Origin of the sequence: Amycolatopsis sp. NPDC001319 (assembly GCF_042896185.1) — a bacterium.
GTDB lineage: Bacteria > Actinomycetota > Actinomycetes > Mycobacteriales > Pseudonocardiaceae > Amycolatopsis.
This window is the reverse complement of the sequence record NZ_JBIAWY010000004.1, coordinates 550,207-568,592: the sequence shown is the minus strand read 5'-3', so window position 1 is coordinate 568,592 and position 18,386 is coordinate 550,207. Positions and strand designations below refer to the sequence as shown.

The 18,386-nt window shown below is 71.7% G+C and carries 21 protein-coding genes; 4 read left to right on the top strand and 17 right to left on the bottom strand.

The window, feature by feature from the left end; genetic code table 11:
• Positions 1-15 precede the first annotated feature (15 nt).
• Positions 16-306 carry a DUF1330 domain-containing protein gene (locus ACFY1H_RS17730; protein WP_366582960.1) on the bottom strand — a complete coding sequence of 97 codons (291 nt, stop codon included), beginning with the start codon at positions 304-306 and terminating at the stop codon, positions 16-18.
• Between the two features lie 188 nt (positions 307-494).
• Between ACFY1H_RS17730 and ACFY1H_RS17725 the strand changes: the two genes are divergently transcribed.
• Together ACFY1H_RS17725 and ACFY1H_RS17720 are read left to right on the top strand one after the other, a co-directional pair.
• Positions 495-2,210, top strand: a complete 1,716-nt coding sequence (locus tag ACFY1H_RS17725; RefSeq protein ID WP_386947503.1) for a hypothetical protein — start codon at positions 495-497, stop codon at positions 2,208-2,210.
• The gene (locus ACFY1H_RS17720; protein ID WP_366582962.1) at positions 2,170-2,817 is read left to right on the top strand and encodes a DUF169 domain-containing protein; all 648 of its coding nucleotides are present in this window, start codon (positions 2,170-2,172) and stop codon (positions 2,815-2,817) included. The genes ACFY1H_RS17725 and ACFY1H_RS17720 overlap by 41 nt, the downstream gene beginning before the upstream one ends.
• 12 nt (positions 2,818-2,829) lie before the next feature.
• Here ACFY1H_RS17720 and ACFY1H_RS17715 read toward each other — a convergent pair whose 3' ends face one another.
• Genes ACFY1H_RS17715 through ACFY1H_RS17685 form a run of 7 tightly spaced genes read right to left on the bottom strand, consistent with a single transcriptional unit; the run spans position 2,830 to position 9,066 of the window.
• Positions 2,830-3,717 carry an alpha/beta fold hydrolase gene (locus ACFY1H_RS17715; RefSeq protein WP_366582963.1) on the bottom strand — a complete coding sequence of 296 codons (888 nt, stop codon included), beginning with the start codon at positions 3,715-3,717 and terminating at the stop codon, positions 2,830-2,832.
• Positions 3,714-4,430: an alpha/beta fold hydrolase gene (locus tag ACFY1H_RS17710; RefSeq protein WP_386947501.1), complete on the bottom strand. Its 717-nt coding sequence runs from the start codon at positions 4,428-4,430 to the stop codon at positions 3,714-3,716. Before ACFY1H_RS17710 ends, ACFY1H_RS17715 begins: the two co-directional genes overlap by 4 nt.
• A 35-nt stretch (positions 4,431-4,465) precedes the next feature.
• A complete protein-coding gene (locus ACFY1H_RS17705; RefSeq protein ID WP_366582965.1) occupies positions 4,466-5,245 on the bottom strand; it encodes an ABC transporter ATP-binding protein in 780 nt (259 codons plus the stop codon).
• Positions 5,242-6,015: an ABC transporter ATP-binding protein gene (locus ACFY1H_RS17700; protein ID WP_366582966.1), complete on the bottom strand. Its 774-nt coding sequence runs from the start codon at positions 6,013-6,015 to the stop codon at positions 5,242-5,244. Before ACFY1H_RS17700 ends, ACFY1H_RS17705 begins: the two co-directional genes overlap by 4 nt.
• The gene (locus tag ACFY1H_RS17695) at positions 6,012-6,995 is read right to left on the bottom strand and encodes a branched-chain amino acid ABC transporter permease (RefSeq protein WP_366582967.1); all 984 of its coding nucleotides are present in this window, start codon (positions 6,993-6,995) and stop codon (positions 6,012-6,014) included. Before ACFY1H_RS17695 ends, ACFY1H_RS17700 begins: the two co-directional genes overlap by 4 nt.
• Positions 6,992-7,870, bottom strand: a complete 879-nt coding sequence (locus ACFY1H_RS17690; RefSeq protein WP_220243261.1) for a branched-chain amino acid ABC transporter permease — start codon at positions 7,868-7,870, stop codon at positions 6,992-6,994. Before ACFY1H_RS17690 ends, ACFY1H_RS17695 begins: the two co-directional genes overlap by 4 nt.
• Before the next feature lie 8 nt (positions 7,871-7,878).
• Complete coding sequence (locus tag ACFY1H_RS17685; protein WP_366582968.1) at positions 7,879-9,066, bottom strand: ABC transporter substrate-binding protein; 1,188 nt, start codon at positions 9,064-9,066, stop codon at positions 7,879-7,881.
• Between the two features lie 247 nt (positions 9,067-9,313).
• On the opposite strand from ACFY1H_RS17685, the gene ACFY1H_RS17680 reads away from it, so the two are divergent.
• Entirely contained in the window at positions 9,314-10,108 is a 795-nt protein-coding gene (locus ACFY1H_RS17680) for an IclR family transcriptional regulator (protein ID WP_366582969.1), read from the top strand.
• On the opposite strand, the gene ACFY1H_RS17675 is transcribed toward ACFY1H_RS17680, so the two are convergent.
• The 8 genes from ACFY1H_RS17675 to ACFY1H_RS17640 form a co-directional block, all read right to left on the bottom strand.
• Complete coding sequence (locus tag ACFY1H_RS17675) at positions 10,105-10,836, bottom strand: class II aldolase/adducin family protein (protein ID WP_386947497.1); 732 nt, start codon at positions 10,834-10,836, stop codon at positions 10,105-10,107. The two genes, ACFY1H_RS17680 and ACFY1H_RS17675, sit on opposite strands and share 4 nt — an antisense overlap.
• Entirely contained in the window at positions 10,833-12,059 is a 1,227-nt protein-coding gene (locus ACFY1H_RS17670; protein ID WP_386947495.1) for an NAD(P)/FAD-dependent oxidoreductase, read from the bottom strand. The genes ACFY1H_RS17675 and ACFY1H_RS17670 overlap by 4 nt, the downstream gene beginning before the upstream one ends.
• Complete coding sequence (locus ACFY1H_RS17665; RefSeq protein ID WP_360599605.1) at positions 12,056-12,253, bottom strand: ferredoxin; 198 nt, start codon at positions 12,251-12,253, stop codon at positions 12,056-12,058. Before ACFY1H_RS17665 ends, ACFY1H_RS17670 begins: the two co-directional genes overlap by 4 nt.
• A gap of 19 nt (positions 12,254-12,272) precedes the next feature.
• On the bottom strand, positions 12,273-13,076 hold the full coding sequence (hcaB, locus tag ACFY1H_RS17660; protein WP_386947493.1) for a 3-(cis-5,6-dihydroxycyclohexa-1,3-dien-1-yl)propanoate dehydrogenase: 804 nt from the start codon (positions 13,074-13,076) through the stop codon (positions 12,273-12,275).
• Positions 13,073-13,396, bottom strand: a complete 324-nt coding sequence (locus tag ACFY1H_RS17655; RefSeq protein WP_386947492.1) for a hypothetical protein — start codon at positions 13,394-13,396, stop codon at positions 13,073-13,075. The genes hcaB and ACFY1H_RS17655 overlap by 4 nt, the downstream gene beginning before the upstream one ends.
• A complete protein-coding gene (locus tag ACFY1H_RS17650) occupies positions 13,393-13,974 on the bottom strand; it encodes a 3-phenylpropionate/cinnamic acid dioxygenase subunit beta (protein WP_366582974.1) in 582 nt (193 codons plus the stop codon). The genes ACFY1H_RS17655 and ACFY1H_RS17650 overlap by 4 nt, the downstream gene beginning before the upstream one ends.
• On the bottom strand, positions 13,971-15,362 hold the full coding sequence (locus tag ACFY1H_RS17645; protein ID WP_386947490.1) for a Rieske 2Fe-2S domain-containing protein: 1,392 nt from the start codon (positions 15,360-15,362) through the stop codon (positions 13,971-13,973). Before ACFY1H_RS17645 ends, ACFY1H_RS17650 begins: the two co-directional genes overlap by 4 nt.
• 175 nt (positions 15,363-15,537) lie before the next feature.
• Complete coding sequence (locus tag ACFY1H_RS17640) at positions 15,538-16,398, bottom strand: alpha/beta hydrolase (RefSeq protein WP_366582976.1); 861 nt, start codon at positions 16,396-16,398, stop codon at positions 15,538-15,540.
• A 219-nt stretch (positions 16,399-16,617) separates the two neighbouring features.
• Between ACFY1H_RS17640 and ACFY1H_RS17635 the strand changes: the two genes are divergently transcribed.
• Positions 16,618-17,631 (top strand): NADP-dependent oxidoreductase, encoded by a 1,014-nt coding sequence (locus ACFY1H_RS17635; protein WP_366582977.1) that lies wholly within the window; start codon positions 16,618-16,620, stop codon positions 17,629-17,631.
• Positions 17,632-17,654: 23 nt separating this feature from the next.
• On the opposite strand, the gene ACFY1H_RS17630 is transcribed toward ACFY1H_RS17635, so the two are convergent.
• Complete coding sequence (locus tag ACFY1H_RS17630) at positions 17,655-18,368, bottom strand: Crp/Fnr family transcriptional regulator (protein WP_366582978.1); 714 nt, start codon at positions 18,366-18,368, stop codon at positions 17,655-17,657.
• Positions 18,369-18,386: the final 18 nt, after the last annotated feature.

Genomic DNA, 18,386 nt, shown 5'->3' with positions numbered 1-18,386 from the left:
CGCGAGCCGTGGTCCTCACGCGTCCGCGGTGACCCACAGGTGGTCGGTTTCCGCCGTGGCGTGGCGCAACGGCCGCACCCCGGTGTAGGTCTCCGACTCGTACCAGCGGTCGAACTCGGCCCGGCTCGAGAACTCGATGAGGATCAGCCGGCCCGGCGACTCCCGGCCCTCGACGGTCTTGTTGTCGTCGCAGAGAGCCTTGATCGAAGCGTCGAACCCGGCGAGGCTGTCGGTGGCGGCCCGGATGTAGGCCTGGTGGCCCTCGGGGTCGTGGACGTTGGTCCCGGCCAGCATGTACACACTCATCTCGTTCCTCCTTGAACGCCGACAAGAGCAGCACGTCGCCATGAAGAGAAACACGCCGGCCACCGGCGGGCAAAGGCACGAGTAACCCAGGTTACGCGGGCGGTTGACCGCGGTGGCGCGCCGGGAAGAAGGCCACGGAGAAGCCGGAAAAACCGTGGTACAAACGCGAGTGGTGAAGGGAGCGGACCATGGGTGACGATCACCGGCTCGGCCGGCGCGCCCGCGGCTGGCTCCGGTTCCTGCACCGCAAGGCCACGACCCCGGACGACTGGTCCTCGAGCGGCCGGCCCGCGCCGTGGTGGGACGACAAGAGCACTCCGCCCGTGCTGAACTTCGCCCGCTTCGACCTCTCCGAGTCCAGTTACGCCGTACCGATGATGGCCGACGTGACACCCGCCTGGCGCGAGGTGTACGTCGACATCATGGACGGCTTGCTCAGCCGCCACACCACGCACTGGGCGGCCATCGACTGGCTCACCCAGATCGGGCACGACCCCGACCGGGCGCGCTACCCGGAGGAGTTCATCAAGCTCTGGCTCCCCCGCCACCTGGCCGGCGAGTACGACATGCCCGGCTGGACGGCCAACGGTGTCGAACCGTGGGGCCTCGCCCCCGATCCCGTCGGTGCCGAGGGGAACCTGTTTTTCAAGGGCTGGCTCAACCTGCTGCTCGGCTTCCACGGCTACGTCTCGCGCGACCGGAAGTGGAACGAGCCGTTCAGCGTCGCCGGCCTCGACGACACCACGTACTCCTGGACCCACGACGGCATCAACGCCCTGCTCACCCGCCAGTGGACCGAACGCCCCGAGGGCCCGCACTGCGAGAACACCAAGATCTGGCCGTACTGCCTCAGCGCTGCCGGCCTGGGCCTGCGGATGCACGACATCCTCACCGGCGGCGGCGACCATTGGGTCTACGACAACTGGGTCGAGATCCTGCGGCAGCGGTACCTCGGCATGACCGCGGGCGGCACCGTCGAGTGGACCGCGCTCTACTACGACCCGCTCGCCGACTACGTCCACCGCGCCGGCCCGACGTCGGGGCTCTCGATCGCGGTGTACATGCTGCCGCAGAACCCCGTGCTGGCCGAAGCGCTGTACCGCACCGCCGTGGACAAGATCGGCTGGAGCGACCCGACGCGCCCGGTGCGTTCCCTGCCGGACCCGCGGTTCCTGCTGCTGGGCATCGTGCTGGCGCGCGAGTTCGGCGACTACGTCACGTTCGCGAACCTCGACGCCTACGCGGAAGAGCACTTCCGGCCCGGCTTCTTCGGCTCCGCGGCCGACGACTTCGGCTGGGGCTTCGGGCTCGACGAGCCGTTCCCCCGCGGCCAGCTCAACGGGCTGCTGATGATGGCCGAGATCGGCGGGCCCGGGGCGTGGTCGCGCGTGTTCACCGAGCCGAACCTGGCGAAGTTCGACCAGCCCACAGTGTCCGAAGTGGACTTCCCGTACCTCGGCATCGACATGGCGTACAACGAGGGCGAAACCGGCATCCTGCACATCGGCACGTACGCGGCCACGTCGTCACACCGGGGCCGCGCGACCACGTTCCGCGTCTCGCAGCTCGCCGACACGGCCACCTGCGTACTGCGCTGCGACGGCGCGCCTTACGAACGCTGGCGCGCGCTCGACCGCCACACCATCGAGGTCGACCTCGTCATCGGCGACCACGAGCTCCAGGTCTTCCCAGCTCCACCGACTGCCACCACCATCCCCATCGGCACGGAACGAGGCCACGATGTCCACCCCCGGCTCCAGCTCGTCGACCCCGGTGTCCACTCCGGACTGGCCGGCACTCGCCGCCCGGCTGACCAAGGTGCTGCACCTGGCGGCGCCGCCGGTCGCCTTGACCTTCCGTTCGGTGGCGGATCGATCCCCCGGCCACCCTGCGCCTGCTGCTGAGTCCGGCCTCCCGCCGGCACCGGCCAACGAACACGGCCGCACCGGCGCCGTCCCCGCCGGCTGCGTGTTCTGGATCCAGGGCGCACAGGCGCCGGTCACGACCTACGCGGCCGACCACGCCAACTGCAGCGTCGGCAGCCTCACCCACGGCTTCCGCACGCTGGACGAGGTCGCGGCCAACGACGACGTGCAAGCGCTGCTCGAAGCCGGCTGGGTCGGTCACGACGACGTGGTGACGCTGCCCGTGGTCGCCGAACGCACGGAGTCGGTGCACTACGCCCCGCTCGGCTCGGTCACCGAAACCCCCGACGTCGTGCTGATCCGCACCAACGCCCGCGGCCTCATGACGGTCAAGGACGCCGTGCCGGACCTGCCGGTCGAGGGCAAACCGCAGTGCCACATCGTCGCGATGGCCCAGCAGGGCCGGGTCGCCGCCAGCGTCGGGTGCGCGCTCAGCCGGGCCCGCACCGGAATCCGGGCCGACGAGGCCACGTGCGTGTTCCCCGGCTCCCTGCTGCCCGAGCTGATCGACCGGATCGAGCACCACGCCAGGCTCGACGCGCGCATGGCCCAGTACGCGGGAGCCGACGCGCAGCGCTTCGCCTGAGACCGGGCGGGCTCAGGAAACCCCGGCCAGCCACCCGATGACGAGCTCCGCCAGCGCCTCGCTGTTGTCCTCGCTCATCAGCATGTGCCCGTTGCCCGTGTGCTCCGGATCGTCGAGGAAGCGGTAGGTGACGTCGGCGCCGTGCGCGGACAGCCACTCGGCGGTGGCGGCGTCGGCCGCACGCGGGTGGTCCGTGTCGCGGTCGCCGGTGAGCACCAGCACGGGCTTGCCGTCGAAGCGGCCGGCCCCGCGCAGCTGGCTGCCGCGCAGATTCTGGCGCTGCGCAAGGAGCCCGGCGGGGATGGGGCCGAGCTGCCGGCTGTAGGTCGCCACCGCGTCGGCCGGAAACCGCGTGCTGGCGCCGATCATCTTCGCCCGGGCGAACGCGTCGCTCGGCCACCACAGGCCGCGCTTCGGGAGCCGCCAGCGCAGGGCCAGGCCCTGGATCTCGACGTCGTCCGCGGTCTCCTCCAGCACGGCCGGCTCCGGCTGGATGTCACCGGGCGGGCCGGGCGCGAGCGCGACCAGCGCGGCGATCCGGTCCCCGTGCGTGGCCAGCAGGCGGAACCCGAACGGCCCGGACATCGAGTGCACGACGAGCACCACCGGCTCGTCCTGCGCTTCGAGCAGCGCCCCGAGCGCGGCACAGACGACCTCGCCCGTGACCTCGTCCGGCGGCAGCGACGTGCTGCGCCCGGTGCCGGGCCAGTCCGGCACGAGCACCCGGTGGCCGTGCCCGGCGAACGTGTGGGCCCAGCCCGGGCGGCCGTCCGGAGTGGACAGATAACACGCACCGGTCACGCTGCCGCCGTGCACGAGGACGACACTGCGCGCCGGCGCGTGGTCCGGCCGCAGCTCGTCGTAGTACAGCGGTGCCAGGAAACCGGTGCGGTGCCTCACGCCGTGGCCTGCAGCAGCGCCTTCGCGAGCTCCGCCGGGTGCGTGAGCATGGCCTCGTGGCTGCCGGGGCACTCGACGATCCGCGGGTCGGCCAGGCGGTTCGCCGACCGCTCGTAGGCCGTCTTCGGCACGGCCTGGTCCTGCTGCAGGAAAACGTAGCTGCTGGGCACGCCCGAGGTGAAGAACCGCGAAAGCCGGACGGGCTCGGTGAGCCAGCCCAGCGGGCTCGGCACGATCCGCGCGGCCACGCTCGCGGCGAGCGCCTCGTCGGCGTCCTGCAGGAACGCGCCCAGGAACATCTCGGGCGGCAGCGTCACGGAGTTGTCGCTGCTCTGCCCGGCCAGCGCGGTGACCGCGCCGACGAGCTCGTCCGGCAGGAGGTCGTTGATGCACTCGCCGTCGGCCAGCACCCACGCGTCGACGAACACGGTGCGCTCCACGCGTTCGGGCTGCCGTTCCGCGACGAGCTGGATCACCGGTCCGCCGCCGCTGTGGCCGACGAGGACGAACCGGTCGAAACCGTGGCTCTCGATCCGGCCGATCAGGTCGTCGACCATGGTGGTGAGCGTGATGCCGGAGCGGTCGACGTCGCCGTCCTCCTGCCCGCGCAGGGTCGGCGCGAACACGTCGTGACCGGCGGCGCGCAGCTGCTCGGCCACGCCGTCCCACGCCCAGCCGCCCTGCCACCCGCCGTGGACGAGCACGATCTTCATGGGAGCTCCTCGTTGAGTATCTACTGTGGACAGTCTTACGCCTGCAGCGGTTCCCGCAACCCGGCGGGCAACGCGCGGGCGTGCCCCACCTCGACGGCGTCGCGGGCGGTGCCGAGGTAGTGGCGGCTCACGTCGTCGTCGGCGAGCAGGGCCGCCGCGGTGTCGGTGCGGGTGATGGAGCCGTTCTCCATCACCACGCCGTGGTCGGCGATGCCGAGCGCGGCGGCGGCGTTCTGCTCGGCGAGCAGGATCGTCACGCCGTCGCGCGCGAGCTGCTGCAGCACGCCGAGGATCTCGGTGACCAGCAAGGGCGCGATGCCGAGCGACGGTTCGTCGAGCAGCAGCACCTTCGGTTCCCGCACGAGCGCCCGCGCGATGGCCAGCATCTGCTGCTGGCCGCCGGACAGCAGCCCGGACTGGCGGGTGGCGAACTCACGCAGGATCGGGAACAGGCCGTAGACGCGCTCCAGCCGCTCGGTCACCGCCGTGCCGCGCACCCCGGTGCCGTGCAGCCCGACCTGCAGGTTCTCCGCCACGGTGAGGTCGCCGAACAGCTGCCGCCCGGCCGGGACCAGGCACACGCCGCGGCGCGCCACCTCGTGCGCGGCGAGCCCGGCGACCGGTTCGCCGCCCAGCGTCACCTCCCCGGCGGCCGGCCGGTGCAGGCCGGCGAGGCACTTGAGCAGCGTGGTCTTGCCCGCGCCGTTGGCGCCGATCATCGCGACCATCTTGCCGTCGGGGACCTCGCAGGACACGTCGTGCAGCACGCGGGTGGAGCCGTAGCGGGCGTCGAGGCCGCGCACGGTGAGGTTCATGGCTTCACTCCCAGATAGGCCTCGATCACGGCCGGGTCGGCCTGCACGCGCTGCGGCACGTCGTCGGCGATCACGCGGCCGGCGTCGAGGACGGTGACGTGGTCGCTCACGGTCATGACCAGCTCGATGTTGTGCTCGATCACCACCAGCGAGATGCCGCCCGCGCACACGGCCCGCAGCGCGGCCGCGAGCTCACCGGTCTCCGTGTCGTCGAGCCCCGCCGCCGGTTCGTCCAGCAGCAGCAACGTCGGCCCGCCCGCGAGACCCCGTGCGACCTCGACCAGCCGCTGGGCCCCGGCGGGCAGCTCACCCGCGAGGCTGTCGGCGAACGCGCCGAGCTCCAGGAACTCCAGCAGCTCGTCGGCGCGGCGGCCGAGCGCGCGTTCCTCGCGGCGGGTGCGCGGCAGGCGCAGGCCGTCGGAGAGGAACCGCGCGCGGGTGAAGCGGTAGCCGCCGAGCATCACGTTCTCGCGTACGGTCAGCGTGCCCACCAGCCGCGCGGACTGGAAGGTGCGCGCGAGGCCGAGCCCGGGCAGCCGGTGCGGGCGGATGCCGGTGATGTCGCGGCCGGCGAACTCGACGCGGCCGGCGTCGGGCGCGGTGAACCCGGTCATGAGGTCGAGCAGCGTGGTCTTGCCGGCGCCGTTGGGGCCGATGATCGCGCGCACGGTGCCGGGGGCGACGGTGAAGCTCACGTCGTCGACCGCGGTCACGCCGCCGAAGCGGCGGGTCAGGCCGTGCACGGCCAGCAGCGGGGTCTCGGTGGTCATCGCTGCACCGCTTTCTTGACCGCGCCCCAGATCCCGCGCGGCAGGTAGGTGATCACGAGGATGAGCACGACCCCGGCCACGAACGGCGACCAGGACGCGAAGCTCTGCCCCACCTCCGGCAGCCCCTGGATCACGAGCGCGCCCAGCAGCGGCCCGACGATCGTGCGCGCGCCGCCCAGCGCGAGCATGATCACGATGCTCAGCGCCACCGTCACCCCGACCACCTCGGGCGAGATGAACCGCAGGTAGAACGCGTAGAGGCTGCCACCGAGCGAGGCGTAGACGGCGGAGACCACGAACGCGCTGGTCTTGTAGCGCGCCGCGTTGATGCCGAGCATCGTCGCGGCCGCGGGGTCGGCGGCGATGGCTGACAGCGCGCGCCCGGTCTGGGAGCGCTGCAGGTTGCCGACGAACCACGCGCCGAGCCCGCACACCACGAGCAGCAGGTAGTAGTTGGCCTGGTCGCTGAACACGTCGAACGTGCCCAGGCGCAGGCTCGGCACGCCGACCAGACCCGAGGGCCCGCCGGTGAACCCGGTGAGCCCCGACGCGAGCGACTCGGTGATCACGGCCAGCCCCAGCGTCGCCAGTGCGAGGTAGTAGCCCCGCAGCCGCAGGAACACCGTGCCGAGCCCGGCCGCGACCGCCGCCGAGACCACGGCCATCACGATCATCGCCACCAGCGTCGGCCAGTGCCAGCGCAGCGTGAGCAGCCCCGCGCCGTAGCCGCCGATCGCCATGAACAGCGTCTGTCCCAGCGAGACCTGGCCCGCGTACCCCATGAGCAGGTTGAGCCCGAGCACGATCAGGAAGAAGATCCCGGCGATCACGAGCAGGCCCAGCCAGCCCGGGACCAGCAGCGGCAGCACGAGGGCGACCACCACGGCGACGGCCGCGAGGACCAGCCGCTGCGGCGACCGGCCACGGCGGACCTGCGGGCGGGCCGCGGTCGTGGGGGTGGTCTTTTCCTGCGTCGTCATCGGCGCACCTCGCTCGTCTTGCCCAGCAGCCCGGTCGGTCGCACGAGCAGGAGCACGATGAGCACGGCCATCGCGATCACCTGCGCGAGGTCGCCGCTGGTGTAGCGGCTGAAAAGTCCTTGCAGCAGACCGAGAACCAGCCCTCCGACGACCGCGCCGGCCGTGCTGCCGAGGCCACCCGCGACCGCCGCGATGAACCCGGCGACCGCGTACGGCGTCACCGTGGAGAACTGGAGGAACGTCGCCGGGATGACCGTCGTGCCGGCCAGCGCCGCCATCGCGCCGGCGAGGCTGAACGCGATCAGCCGGATGCGCCCGACGTTGATCCCTTGCAGCGCGGCGGCTTCCGGGTTGCTCGCCGTCGCGCGCATCGTCAGCCCGAGGCTCGTGCGCTGCACCAGGAACCACAGCGCCGCCACCGTCACCACGAGCGCGCCGATGATCCACAGGTACTGCGACACGATGCGCACCCCGCCGATCGTGATCGCCGTGTCGCCGCTGAAGGGCTGCATCGTGTACGGCAGGTTGCCCCACACGAGCAGCAGCAGCCCGCCGATGGCCTGCAACAGGCCGACGGTGACCAGCAGCATCCGGTCCGGCGTCGCGCGGGCCGCGGCCGGCGCCATCACCAGCCGTTCCACCACGGCCATGAGCAACGCGAAGAGCGGCACCACGATCACCACGGTGACCAGCGGCGGCACACCCAGCCACTGCTGGATGGACACGGCCAGCAGCGCCGCGAGCACCACGAACCCGCCCTGGGCGAGGTTGATGATGCGGCTGATCGAGTAGACGAGCGAGACGCCCAGCGCGATCAGCGCGTACACGCCCCCGTCGGCGAGGCCGCCGACGATGACCTGGATCAGTCCGGACATGGCCGTGCTCATCTCCCCACGAAAGTCAGCCGGCCACCGGTCGCGCGCACGATGCCGACGTCGTCGGCGCCGATCCCGCGGTGGTTGTCCCGGGCGAACGAATAAGTGCCGACCACACCCGAGACCCCGCGCAGGCTCTCCAGCGCGTCACGGGTTCCGGCGACGTCGCCGTGAGCCTTCTCCAGCGCCTGCGCGACGAGCAGCACGCCGTCGTAGGCGACGCCGGGGCCGAAGTCGGGGTCGGCGCCGTAGCGGGCGCGGAACTCGTCGTGGTAAGCGCGTTCCAGCTGCTGCACCTCGGTGCTGGTGTTCTGCTGCTGGAACCAGAAGTCGCGCGTCGCCGGGATGAGCAGCGTTTCCGGCGTGTAGTCGGCGATGCGGCGCAGGAACGCGTAGGTGAGGTTGCCGTCGGTGGTGGCGACCGGGAGCTTGAGTCCCATCTGGTCGATGCCCTTGAACGCGACGCCCGCGGCGGCCCCGCTGCTCCAGACCACCAGCGCCTGCGGCTTGCCCGAGGTGGTGGCCTGCAGCTGAGACGTCACCGACACCGCGGTGGGGCTGTAGCTGGCTTGTCCCACCACGGAAACGCCCGTGTGCGCGGCGGCCGACTGGATCGCGTGCGCGCCGTCGAGGCCGCTCGCGTCGGTGGTGTAGATCAGCCCGACGCGCGTGATGCCCTGGCTCTTCCAGTACGCCAGCAGCCGTTCGGCGAGCGTGTCGGTCGGCGCGCTGGCCGACCACTGGTACGAGCCCGGTTTCGGCTTCACGCCGGGGGAAAGGCAGTAGTCGATCAGCTGCGCGCTGGACGCCAGCGGGATCACGGCCTGGCACGGACCCGACAGCGACGGCCCGACGAGCGCGTCGACGCTGCCGAGCATCTTGCGCGTCTGCAACACGGCCTGCGCGGGATTGCTCTGGTCGTCGGCGGTGCGCAGCCGCAGCTGCTTGCCGTTGACGCCGCCGCGCGCGTTGATCTGGTCCACTGCCAGCTGCGCGCCCTGCAGCTCGCCGACGCCGAGCTGGCTGCCGGTGCCGGTCTGGCTGGTGATGAGGCCCAGGGTGTAGGCGGAGCCGTCGGAAGCGGCTGAGGCGGAGCAGCCGGCCGTGGCGAGTGCGAGAGCCGCGAACACGAAGCCGAAGCGGCGCCGTGGTGGGGACGGTCTCGACGGCGGGGAGAACTGAACAGCAACGGTCATTGTTCACCAGTCTTCTGCGATGAAGAAGTGCGCTCTGTCTAACAGAGGTTTAGAACAGGGTCAAGGCACAGGTTCGCCGTGCGTTCCCAGCGTTTCCGAACGGTTGCGGACCGCGTTTTCCGCGCCTCGCAAAAGCCGAGCCGTCTTCGAGTTCTTGGCTGCCGGACAGGGGTTCGGAGCGCGAACCGCCCGCGGCACGGCGATCACCGCGCCCCGCCGGGTTCGCCGCTTGCCGTACGATTCTGCTATGAAGAAGCCCGCTCTCGACCCCGCCGGCGCGCACTCGCCCGCACCGCAGTACCCGATCGACTCGGTCGACAAGGCGCTTCGGATCCTCCTGCTGCTGGGGGATCGCCCCGAGCTGCGGATGACGGACGTCGCCGAGTACCTGGGTGTCGCCTCCTCCACCGCCCACCGGCTGCTGGCGATGCTGCAGTACCGCGGCTTCATCCGGCAGGACGCGCGCACGAAGACGTACCGGCCGGGCACCTCGCTCACGGCCGTCGCGTTCGCGATCCTGCAGCGGTTCGACGTGCGCGAAACGCTGCGGCCGTTCCTCGAGAAGCTCAACAACGAGTTCGCCGAGACCGTGCACCTCGCGATCCTCGACGGCACCACGGTGCGGTTCATCGAGGCCATCGAAAGCCCGCGCGCGGTCCGGGTGGCCTCGCGGCTGGGCCAGGCGATGCCCGCCAACTGCACCTCGACCGGCAAGGCGCTGCTCGCCGAGCTGTCCACCGAGGACCTGCGCCGGATGTACCCGGACGAGCGGCTGGAGACGCTCACGCCGAACTCGATCGGCACCCGCGCCGAGCTGGAGCTGGAGATCGAGAGCGTGCGCCGGCGCGGGTACGCGACCAGCAGCGAGGAGAGCGAGGAAGGCGTGGCGTCGGTCGCCGTCGCCTTCCCCGCCGGGAACCTCCCCGCGCGGCTCGCGCTGAACGTCTCGCTGCCGGTCGGGCGGCTGTCGCGCGCCGAGGTCCGGCAGATCGGCGAACGTCTCAAGGAGACGGTCGCCGAAGCCACGCCGCTGCTGCATTAACCGCTGGTGCTCTGGCCGAGCCGGGCGAGCTCGTGGCGCCACGCCACGCCCTCGTTGAAGGCCGGCCCCAGGTCGGGCAGCTCCGCCAGATCCTCCGGCGGCAGGTCGGCGAGCCGTCCGCCGGCGCTCACCACGTCGAGCGCCATCCGCGCGAGCGTGTCCACGGACAGCGCGCGCAGCACGGCTTCCTGTACCGAACCGCCGCTGCTCGTGAGCCCGTGCCCGCGCAGCAGCACGACCGGCCGGCCGGCCATCGCCGCCACCATTTCCTTCGCCAGCGTGCGGTTGCGGACCAGGACCCCGCGCGGGTACACGGGCACGCCGCCGGCCGCGAGCTTGGCGCCGGGGATGTCGTAGGCGCCGACGATCGGCCGGATCGCCAGCCCCGCCAGGTCCGCCGCGACGACCGACGGCGGGTGGGCGTGCACCACGGCCTGCACCTCGGGGTCGGTGCGCAGCACCTCGGTGTGCAGGGGCAGCTCGTTGGGGACCGACCAGCCGTCGAGCTCACCCGCCGCGGCGGCCGCGCCGTCGAGGTCGACCAGCCGGATGTCCTCGGGTGACGTCCACGCCAGCCCTCGTTCCTGCGGCCCGCGGCAGCGGACGAGCAGGCGGTCGTCGTCGATGCGCAGGGAAACGTGGCCCAGGAAGCCTTCCGCCAGCCCGCGGGCGGCGAGCACACGACAGGCGTCGGAGACGAGCTGCCGTTCCTTCGGAAACTCGGTCATGCGGCGCTCACCGGGGCGATCAGCTTGTCCAGCACGGAAAGTCCTTCCTCGTAAGGGGTTCCGGCGGTGATGAGCCGCCGTGCGGCGACGAGCAGCTTCGGCCAGTTCACCGTGACGGCCGCGGAAAGCCGGCCGGTTTCGTCGCGGTAGAGCGCGGCGAACCGCGGCGGGTCGGTGGCGGGGTCGCCCGCCAGCTCGAAGCCAGTGGCGCGGCTCGGCCGTCCGGCGATCTGGATCTTCCAGTCGTACTGGTCGCTCCACGCGTATTCGGTCGGCCGGTACTGCACCGGCTCGTCCGGGTGGACGACGTTGTGGGCCACGCAGGCCGCCTGCTCGACGGCGTTGGTCCAGTGCTCCACGCGCACGTGTTCGCCGTGGCCGGCGTGGAACCAGCGGGCGACGTCGCCGACGCCGAAGATCTCCGGGTGCCCGGTGGCGTGGCAGAACTCGTCGCACACGAGGCCGTTGTCCAGCTCCAGCCCCGAACCGGCGAGCCACTCGACCGACGGCACCGCGCCGATGCCGACGACCACCGTGCCCGCGGGCAGCACCGTCCCGTCGGTGAGCGTGACCTCCAGCGCGCCCACGCGGCCGGACACGGCCTGGACGCCGGTGCCGAAGCGCGTCTCGACGCCGTGGCGCCGGTGCACGTCGCCGACCAGCCGGCCCACTTCGTCACCGAGCACGCGCCCGATCGGCGCCGGCAGCGGGTCGACGACCGTGACCGCGCGGCCGGCGGCGTGGGCGGTGGCCGCGACCTCGGCGCCGATGAACCCGCCGCCGACGACCACGAGCGGCCCCGGTTCGGCGAGCGCGTCCTTCAGGCCCGTGCCGTCGGCGAGGGTGCGGAGCACGTGCACGCCGGATTCGGCGGCCCACGGCGACGGCCGCGCGGTGGCGCCGGTGGCGATCACCAGGGTGTCGTAGCCGAGGGTCGTCCCGTCGGCCAGCTCGACGGTGCGCGCGGCCGGGTCGAGGCCCGTCGCCGCGACGCCGAGCCGCAGCTCGATGCGGTCGGTGGCGGCTTCCTCCTCCGTGAGCAGCGCCAGCCGGTCGTGCTCCCAGGTACCGGCGAGGAACTGCTTGGACAGCGGCGGTTTGTCGTAGGGCAGGTGCGGCTCGGCTCCGACGAGCACGATCCGGCCGTCGTGGCCCTGCGCCCGCAGGGCCTGCGCCGTGCGGACGCCACCCACCGACGCGCCGACGATCACGACCGTGCTCATCCGTCGACCACCCCCAGCGCCTTGACCGGGCAGCTGCGCGCGGCCGCTTCGACGCGGGCGCGGTCGGCCTCGGGGATGGTTTCGGTCAGCAGGACGACTTTGCCGTCGTCGTCGATGTCGTAGACGTCGGCGGCGGTGGTGAGGCAATTGCCGTAGCCCTGGCAGAGGTCGGTGTCGGCGGTGAGCTTGGCCATCGGTCTTTCCGTTTCGGGTTCAGGATCGTTTGCGGGGCGCGGAAACGCCGATGCCGCCGTCGGGGTGGACGGCCTGACCGGTGATGCCGCGGGCGCGGTCGGAGGCGAGGAACACGTAGCTCCACGCGTGGTCCTCGCCGCTGAGCGCCACGTGCAGGGGCACGCGGGCGGCGAGCTCCTCGGCCCGCCGCGGCGCGTCGCCGAGACTGCGTTCGGCGGTGCCGAGACTGGGCAGGCCGCGCAGGTCGGTGCCCAGCGTGCCGCCGGGCGCGACGCCGTTCACGCGGATCTCCGGCGCGAGGTCGTGCGCGAGCGCGGTGACGAGCCCGCGCACGGCGAACTTCGACGACAGGTACAGCACGCCGCCGCGGCCCGGGTAGTACGACGACGTCGATTCGGTCAGCAGCACCACGCCGTGGCCCGAGCGCTTCAGCTCCGGCAGCGCGGCCTTCACCGAGTGCAGGTGGCTCTTGACGTTGGTGCGGAACATCTCGTCGAACGCGTCGTCGAGCACGGCGGCGTCGAGGTCTTCGATGCTGCGGTAGAAGTCGAACACGCCGACGCAGTTGACGAGCACGTCGAGCCCGCCGAACGCGGCGACGGCGGCGGCCACCGCGGTGTCGTTCGCCGCCCGCGTGGTCGCGTCGCCGACGGTCACCGGCACGTCCGGCACCTCGGCTTCGAGCGCGGCCGCCTTGGCCGCGTCGCGTTCGAGCACGGCGACCCGGGCGCCTTCCGCGCGGAACGCGTCGACCACGGCCCGGCCGATGCCCGAGCCGGCGCCGACGATCAGCGCACGCCGGCCCTCCAGCCAGCCGGTCACGCGTCCTCCCCCGAGTCCGGCTCCGCCGCCACGAGCGGGCCGAACGGGTGGCCGATCATGGCGGAGAACGTCTCGGTGTTCTGCCAGGTCAGCGCCTCCAGCTCCAGCGGGCACAAGGCCACCCACTGGCCCGACTTCGGCGACTCGATCAGCAGCCGGGTGCCGTTGCGCGTGTCGACGCGCCGCACCAGGATCTCGGCGAACTCGTTGCCGAGCCGGATCACCTCGCCCGTGGTGCGGGCGACCAGTTCGTCGTGTTCCGCGGCAGCCGCGGCCGCCGCGCGGGCGTCCTCGGCCTCGCCTTCCCAGGAGAGGTTCACAGGAAGATCGCCAGGTTCTGCATGCGGATCACCGAATCGTCGACGAGGATCGTGCGCCGTGCGAGCTGCCAGCCGTCGGAAGTCCGGCGCAGCAGGTCCTCGCGGCCGGCCGAGACGATCGAACCGGCCAGCACGTCGCCGCGGCTGCGGAACAGCAGCGTCGCCGATTCGACGACCAGGTGGTCGTCGTCTTCGGTCGCGAAGGTGCGCACGTTGGACAGGTGGTGGCGCAGGCGCGAAGGCGGGTCCTCGGTCCAGGCGTGCTCGGTCAGGAACCGCGCGACGCGCCGCGACAGCGAGTACTTGTCCTCGTCGAAGTGCGCCATGCCCGGCGCGGTGTCGAAGCCCGCGCCCAGCGCGGTGGTCACGCGCACCGGCATCAGGTAGTGGATGTCCTCGGTGAGCGTGGTGAGCCACTGCTCGTAGTCCTGCGCGTCGAGCAGCCACGCCTCGTCGACCAGCCACTGGTGGGCTTGCAGGTGGCGAGCGTCGTCGAACGGCAGCGGCCGGCCGGTGCGCTGGATGCGCGACGCGTGCGCGCCGAGGGCGGAACGGCTGGAGTGCGTCTCGGTGGTCATGCCTGCACCGCCTCGGCGGTCTCGGCCGGCACGCCGACCTCCAGGGCGGTGGCCGATTTCGTCGGCTGTTCGAGGTAGTCGGCCCAGCGGTTGAGCAGCTCGCGCTGGTTGTACTCGCCGTAGCCGGTGTGCGCGACGCCCGGGCCGTGGAACTGCTCCGGGGTGAGCGCGGGCACGACCTCGGTGTCGTCTTCGAGGATGCCCATCCGGCTGTTGAGCTTGAGCCGCCGCGCCATCGAGCCGGCGGCGGTGTTGGTGAGCGAGACCCAGTTCTCGACGTCGTCCTGCTCGAACATGCCGGTGGAGCCGAAGCACATCAGGTAAGCCTTGTAGGACAGGGCCTTGTACTCCTCGGGCGCCTCGGCGTCGACCGCGAACCACGACAGCACCTCGGTCTCGTTCTCGCTGATCGGCTGCCACTGCCGAACGGAGATGAACGGCAGCACGTCGTCGGAATCCGCGACGCGCGGCCAGTTGTGCACGAACGACAGGTTCGGGAACACCGACGCGGCGGAGATCATGAAACCGTCCTCGCCGATCACCTGCTGCTGGGCCTCGGAGAACGTGGTCTTCATGCGGTCGACCATCTCCTGCGGGTAGCCGACGTAGCGCGTGCGCTCGTCGAACCCGCCCGGCGGCAGCTTGTAGGTCGTCCCGCCGCCGTTGCCGGCCCAGTACGTGGCGCCGTCCTTGCGCTTCTCCGCCTTCGGCTCGCGGAACAGGCCGATCTCCACGACGGAGGTGTGCGTCTGCGGCGTGTGGTACATGTCGCCGGCGAAGTTCTCGGCGCCGATCTTCCAGTTGGCCTTCACGCGCCAGCGCTGCGGGCCGCGCAGCTCGATGCCGCTGGGGCTCTGCTTGGTGTAGAAGTCCAGGTAGAAGCGGAAATCGCCGAGGAAGTCCCACAGCGGCGGAGCCTCCGGGTCGAGCGAGATGAAGATCATCCCGTTGTAGGTGTCGAGGTTCGGCGCCGGCAGCAACCGCTGGCCCTTGCGCTTGAACCCGGCCTCTCCGCCGTAGGCCTCCTGGTGGAACGGCAGCCCGACGATCCGGCCGTCGTTGCGGTAGGACCAGCCGTGGTACGGGCACCGGAAGTGCGACGCGTTGCCCATCTCCGCACGGCAGACCTGCATGCCGCGGTGCAGACACATGTTGAAGTGCGCCCGGATCTCGCCCTTCTCGTCGCGCGTGACGATGAACGAGTCGTCCAGCACGCGGCGCACCACGTAGTCGCCGGGCTTGGCGATCTCCGACTCGTGGGCCACGAAGAGCCACGCCCGGCCGAAGACGCGTTCCCTCTCCAGCTCGAAGATCTCCCGGTCGTTGTAGATGTGCGCCGGGATCATCCCGCGCCGCACGTCGGACAGGGTGCCGGACTGATCCGTCATCGTCGACTCTCCTCAAACCCGCAAACTCTGTAGAGCAGAACTAACCTCTGAACAGTAGAGCAGACGCGGAGATCGGGAGTCAATTGCCGGGCCCGACCTCGCCGTGCGAGCCAGGACACGCCGAAGAGCGCCGCCGAGGACAGCTCGGCGGCGCTCTTCGGATGGGTGTGGCCGGTTACTCGGGCTTGCGGTACCGGCGCGCGAGGAAGGCCAGGACGTCTTCCACGAACCGCTGCGCGTGCTCGATGTTGGGCAGGTGGCCGCACTCGCTGTACACGCGCAGCTCGGCGTCGGGGATGCGCGCGGTGATCTCGTCGGCGTACCCGGGCTCGCGCAGCGGGTCCTCGGCGCCGGCGATCACCAGCGTCGGCACGACGAAGCGTTCGTAGGCGATCGGGTCCTTCTTGCCGAAGTGCTCGCCGCCGTGGTCCGGCGTCACCGGTTTCGGCGGCCGCAGCCGTGCGGACGCCGCGCACTCCCAGGCGCCGGGTTCGAGGCTCATGCGGTGGCGCCGGCGCACGTACTCGGGATCGTCGGCCCAGCGGCTGGAGTACATCGCCGTGCGCAGGATCCTCGCCATCCCGGCTTCGGTGAGGTCGTAGTCCTGGATGGCGGCGCGGGCCTCGTTGAACGGGATGAACCCGCCGCCGCTGGCCAGCACCGCCGCGGCGGCGGGCAGCAGCGGCGCGTCGGACGCGAGGTCTTCGGCCAGGTAGGTCCCGCCCATCGAGTTGCCGACGAAAGCCGCGGACTGGATGCCCAGCGCCCGGACGGTGGCCGCGATGTGCCGCACGCGCCGGCCCTTCGGGTCGGCGAAGTCGATCACCTTGTCGGTCTTGCCGTAACCGAGCCAGTCGGGCGCGTACACGTGATACCCGGCGCCGGCCAGGCCCGGGATGGTCTCCGTCCACGAACCTTCGGCCGACGACCCGTACTCCCCCGAGTGCAGCAGGACCACGGGCGGCCCGTCGACCGGCCCCGCCTCGAGGTAGTGGGTGCGCATGCCGTCGACGGTGACGAATCGGCTCTCGGCCACGGGTCCTCCTCTGCGGTGGGTCCCCGGAGGATCGCCGCGCGGGCCGTCCTCCGTCAGCGACCTGGCTCCCGTCCGGGTGTAACCCGAGGCACACGACCCCCGCTCGACCTGGGGTTCCCGACCTGGGTGCAGCCGCGACCCGACCCAGGTCACTGCGGTTTCGATCAAGCCAGTGAACCCTGGCCTGACCGTGCTGGAACCCGCTTCGAGGAGAAGCCCATGTCGACGTCACACACCCGGCGCTACGTCCTCGCCGCCCGGCCCGCCACCACGACCGGGCCGCTCGAAGAGGGGGTGCTGCGCTACGAGGACCACGCGCCCGTGCCCGCGCTGCGGGACGGCCAGGTGGTGGTGAAGGTCGGTTGGCTGTCGCTGGACGTCGCCACCCGCGGCTGGATGAACGACGTGCGCAACTACCTGCCGCCCGCACCGCTGGGCGAGGCGATGCGCGCGCTCGGCGCCGGCGTCGTCACCGAGTCGCGTTACCCCGGCCTGGTCGCCGGCGACCGCGTGTCCGGGTTGCTGGGTTGGCAGGAGGACGCGGTGGTCGACGGCTCGACCCTGCGGAAGGTGCCCGACGGCGTGCCGCTGCAGGCCGCGCTGCACGTGCTCGGCATCTCCGGCCAGACGGCCTGGCTGGGCCTGCACGACATCGGGCAGCCGAAGCCCGGTGAGACGGTGGTCGTCACCGCCGCGGGCGGCGCCGTGGGCTCGATCGCGGTGCAGCTCGCCGTCGCCGCGGGCGCCCGCGTGATCGGCGTCGCGGGCACGCCGGAGAAGTGCGATCTCGTGCGGTCGCTGGGCGCGGCCGACTGCGTGAACTACCGCACGCAGGACGTCGAAGCCACGATCGCCGAGCTCGCCCCCGACCGCGTGGACGTCGTGTTCGACAACGTCGGCGGCGCCACCCTCGACGCCCTGCTGCCCCACCTCGCGGTCAACGCCCGCGTCGTCCTCTGCGGCGCGGTCTCCCGCTACGGCAACGGCGGCCCGGTCCCGCTGCGGAACTGGTTCCACCTGCTGCCGAACCGCGTGCGCATGGAGGGCTTCATCTACATGGACCACGCCGCCCGCTTCGACGAGGTCGAGGCCGACCTCCTGCCCCGTGTTCGCGCCGGCGAGCTGCGCTGCCAGGAACACGTGATCGACGGCCTGAAGTCCGCCCCGGACGGCATTCAGGTCCTGCTGAACGGCACCAACAACGGCAAGGTGCTCGTGCGGCTGGGCGACTGACCCATCCCCTCAGCTCGCCCGGTTCACTCGCCCGAGGTCTTCGAGGTGTCCAGCCCCGCGGCCACACCTTCGAGGACCTCGGGCCGCACGATCAGCAAGCCGCCCTTCGGCAGCCGGCGCAGCACACCGCGTTCACGCAGGGACCGCAGCGAGCGCGCCACCACCTCGCGCACCGAGCCCACCGACTGGGCGAGCTCGTGCTGGTCCGCCATCACCACGAGACCCTCCGGCTGCCGCACCGCCAGCTCCAGCAGGTGGCGGCTGACGCGCTGGTCGATGGTGCCGAAGACGTTGGCGCCCAGGGTGTCGATGACCTCGTAGCAGACGCGCGCCATCTGGCGGGCCAGTGACCACGCGACGCGCGCGTCGGTCTGGCCGAAGCGGCGCAGGGTCTCGGGGTTGAGGAACGTGATGCGGCATTCGGTGATCGCGTAGCCGAGCCACGGCGAGCCGTTGGCGATCGCCGAGGTGAGGCCGAGGATCTGGCCGGCGCCGGCGTAGCGCACGGTGGCGGTGCGGCCGTCGGGTCCACTGAGGACCACGCGGGTGAGTCCGGAGTGGATCAACGCCAGCGTGGGGCGGTTGTTCTCGCCGATGACGTTGCCGGCCGGGACGGTGACCACGAAGGCTTCCGCGAGCATCGCGTCGCGGACGTCCTCCGGCAGCTCGGCGAGGTGGCTGTGGCGCCACGCCTCCAGCGACCCGCCCAGTGCCCCGCCGCTGTGCACCGCGTACATCCCGGTACCTCCTGGCCG

Excerpts from the sequence above, each read along its gene's own strand:
- ACFY1H_RS17730 (WP_366582960.1), bottom strand. The coding sequence starts at position 306 with ATGAGTGTGTACATGCTGGCCGGGACCAACGTCCACGACCCCGAGGGC.
- ACFY1H_RS17725 (WP_386947503.1), top strand. The coding sequence starts at position 495 with ATGGGTGACGATCACCGGCTCGGCCGGCGCGCCCGCGGCTGGCTCCGG.
- ACFY1H_RS17710 (WP_386947501.1), bottom strand. The coding sequence starts at position 4,430 with ATGAAGATCGTGCTCGTCCACGGCGGGTGGCAGGGCGGCTGGGCGTGG.
- ACFY1H_RS17705 (WP_366582965.1), bottom strand. The coding sequence starts at position 5,245 with ATGAACCTCACCGTGCGCGGCCTCGACGCCCGCTACGGCTCCACCCGC.
- ACFY1H_RS17700 (WP_366582966.1), bottom strand. The coding sequence starts at position 6,015 with ATGACCACCGAGACCCCGCTGCTGGCCGTGCACGGCCTGACCCGCCGC.
- ACFY1H_RS17695 (WP_366582967.1), bottom strand. The coding sequence starts at position 6,995 with ATGACGACGCAGGAAAAGACCACCCCCACGACCGCGGCCCGCCCGCAG.
- ACFY1H_RS17690 (WP_220243261.1), bottom strand. The coding sequence starts at position 7,870 with ATGTCCGGACTGATCCAGGTCATCGTCGGCGGCCTCGCCGACGGGGGC.
- ACFY1H_RS17685 (WP_366582968.1), bottom strand. The coding sequence starts at position 9,066 with ATGACCGTTGCTGTTCAGTTCTCCCCGCCGTCGAGACCGTCCCCACCA.
- ACFY1H_RS17680 (WP_366582969.1), top strand. The coding sequence starts at position 9,314 with ATGAAGAAGCCCGCTCTCGACCCCGCCGGCGCGCACTCGCCCGCACCG.
- ACFY1H_RS17675 (WP_386947497.1), bottom strand. The coding sequence starts at position 10,836 with ATGACCGAGTTTCCGAAGGAACGGCAGCTCGTCTCCGACGCCTGTCGT.
- ACFY1H_RS17670 (WP_386947495.1), bottom strand. The coding sequence starts at position 12,059 with ATGAGCACGGTCGTGATCGTCGGCGCGTCGGTGGGTGGCGTCCGCACG.
- ACFY1H_RS17665 (WP_360599605.1), bottom strand. The coding sequence starts at position 12,253 with ATGGCCAAGCTCACCGCCGACACCGACCTCTGCCAGGGCTACGGCAAT.
- ACFY1H_RS17650 (WP_366582974.1), bottom strand. The coding sequence starts at position 13,974 with ATGACCACCGAGACGCACTCCAGCCGTTCCGCCCTCGGCGCGCACGCG.
- ACFY1H_RS17645 (WP_386947490.1), bottom strand. The coding sequence starts at position 15,362 with ATGACGGATCAGTCCGGCACCCTGTCCGACGTGCGGCGCGGGATGATC.
- ACFY1H_RS17635 (WP_366582977.1), top strand. The coding sequence starts at position 16,618 with ATGTCGACGTCACACACCCGGCGCTACGTCCTCGCCGCCCGGCCCGCC.
- ACFY1H_RS17630 (WP_366582978.1), bottom strand. The coding sequence starts at position 18,368 with ATGTACGCGGTGCACAGCGGCGGGGCACTGGGCGGGTCGCTGGAGGCG.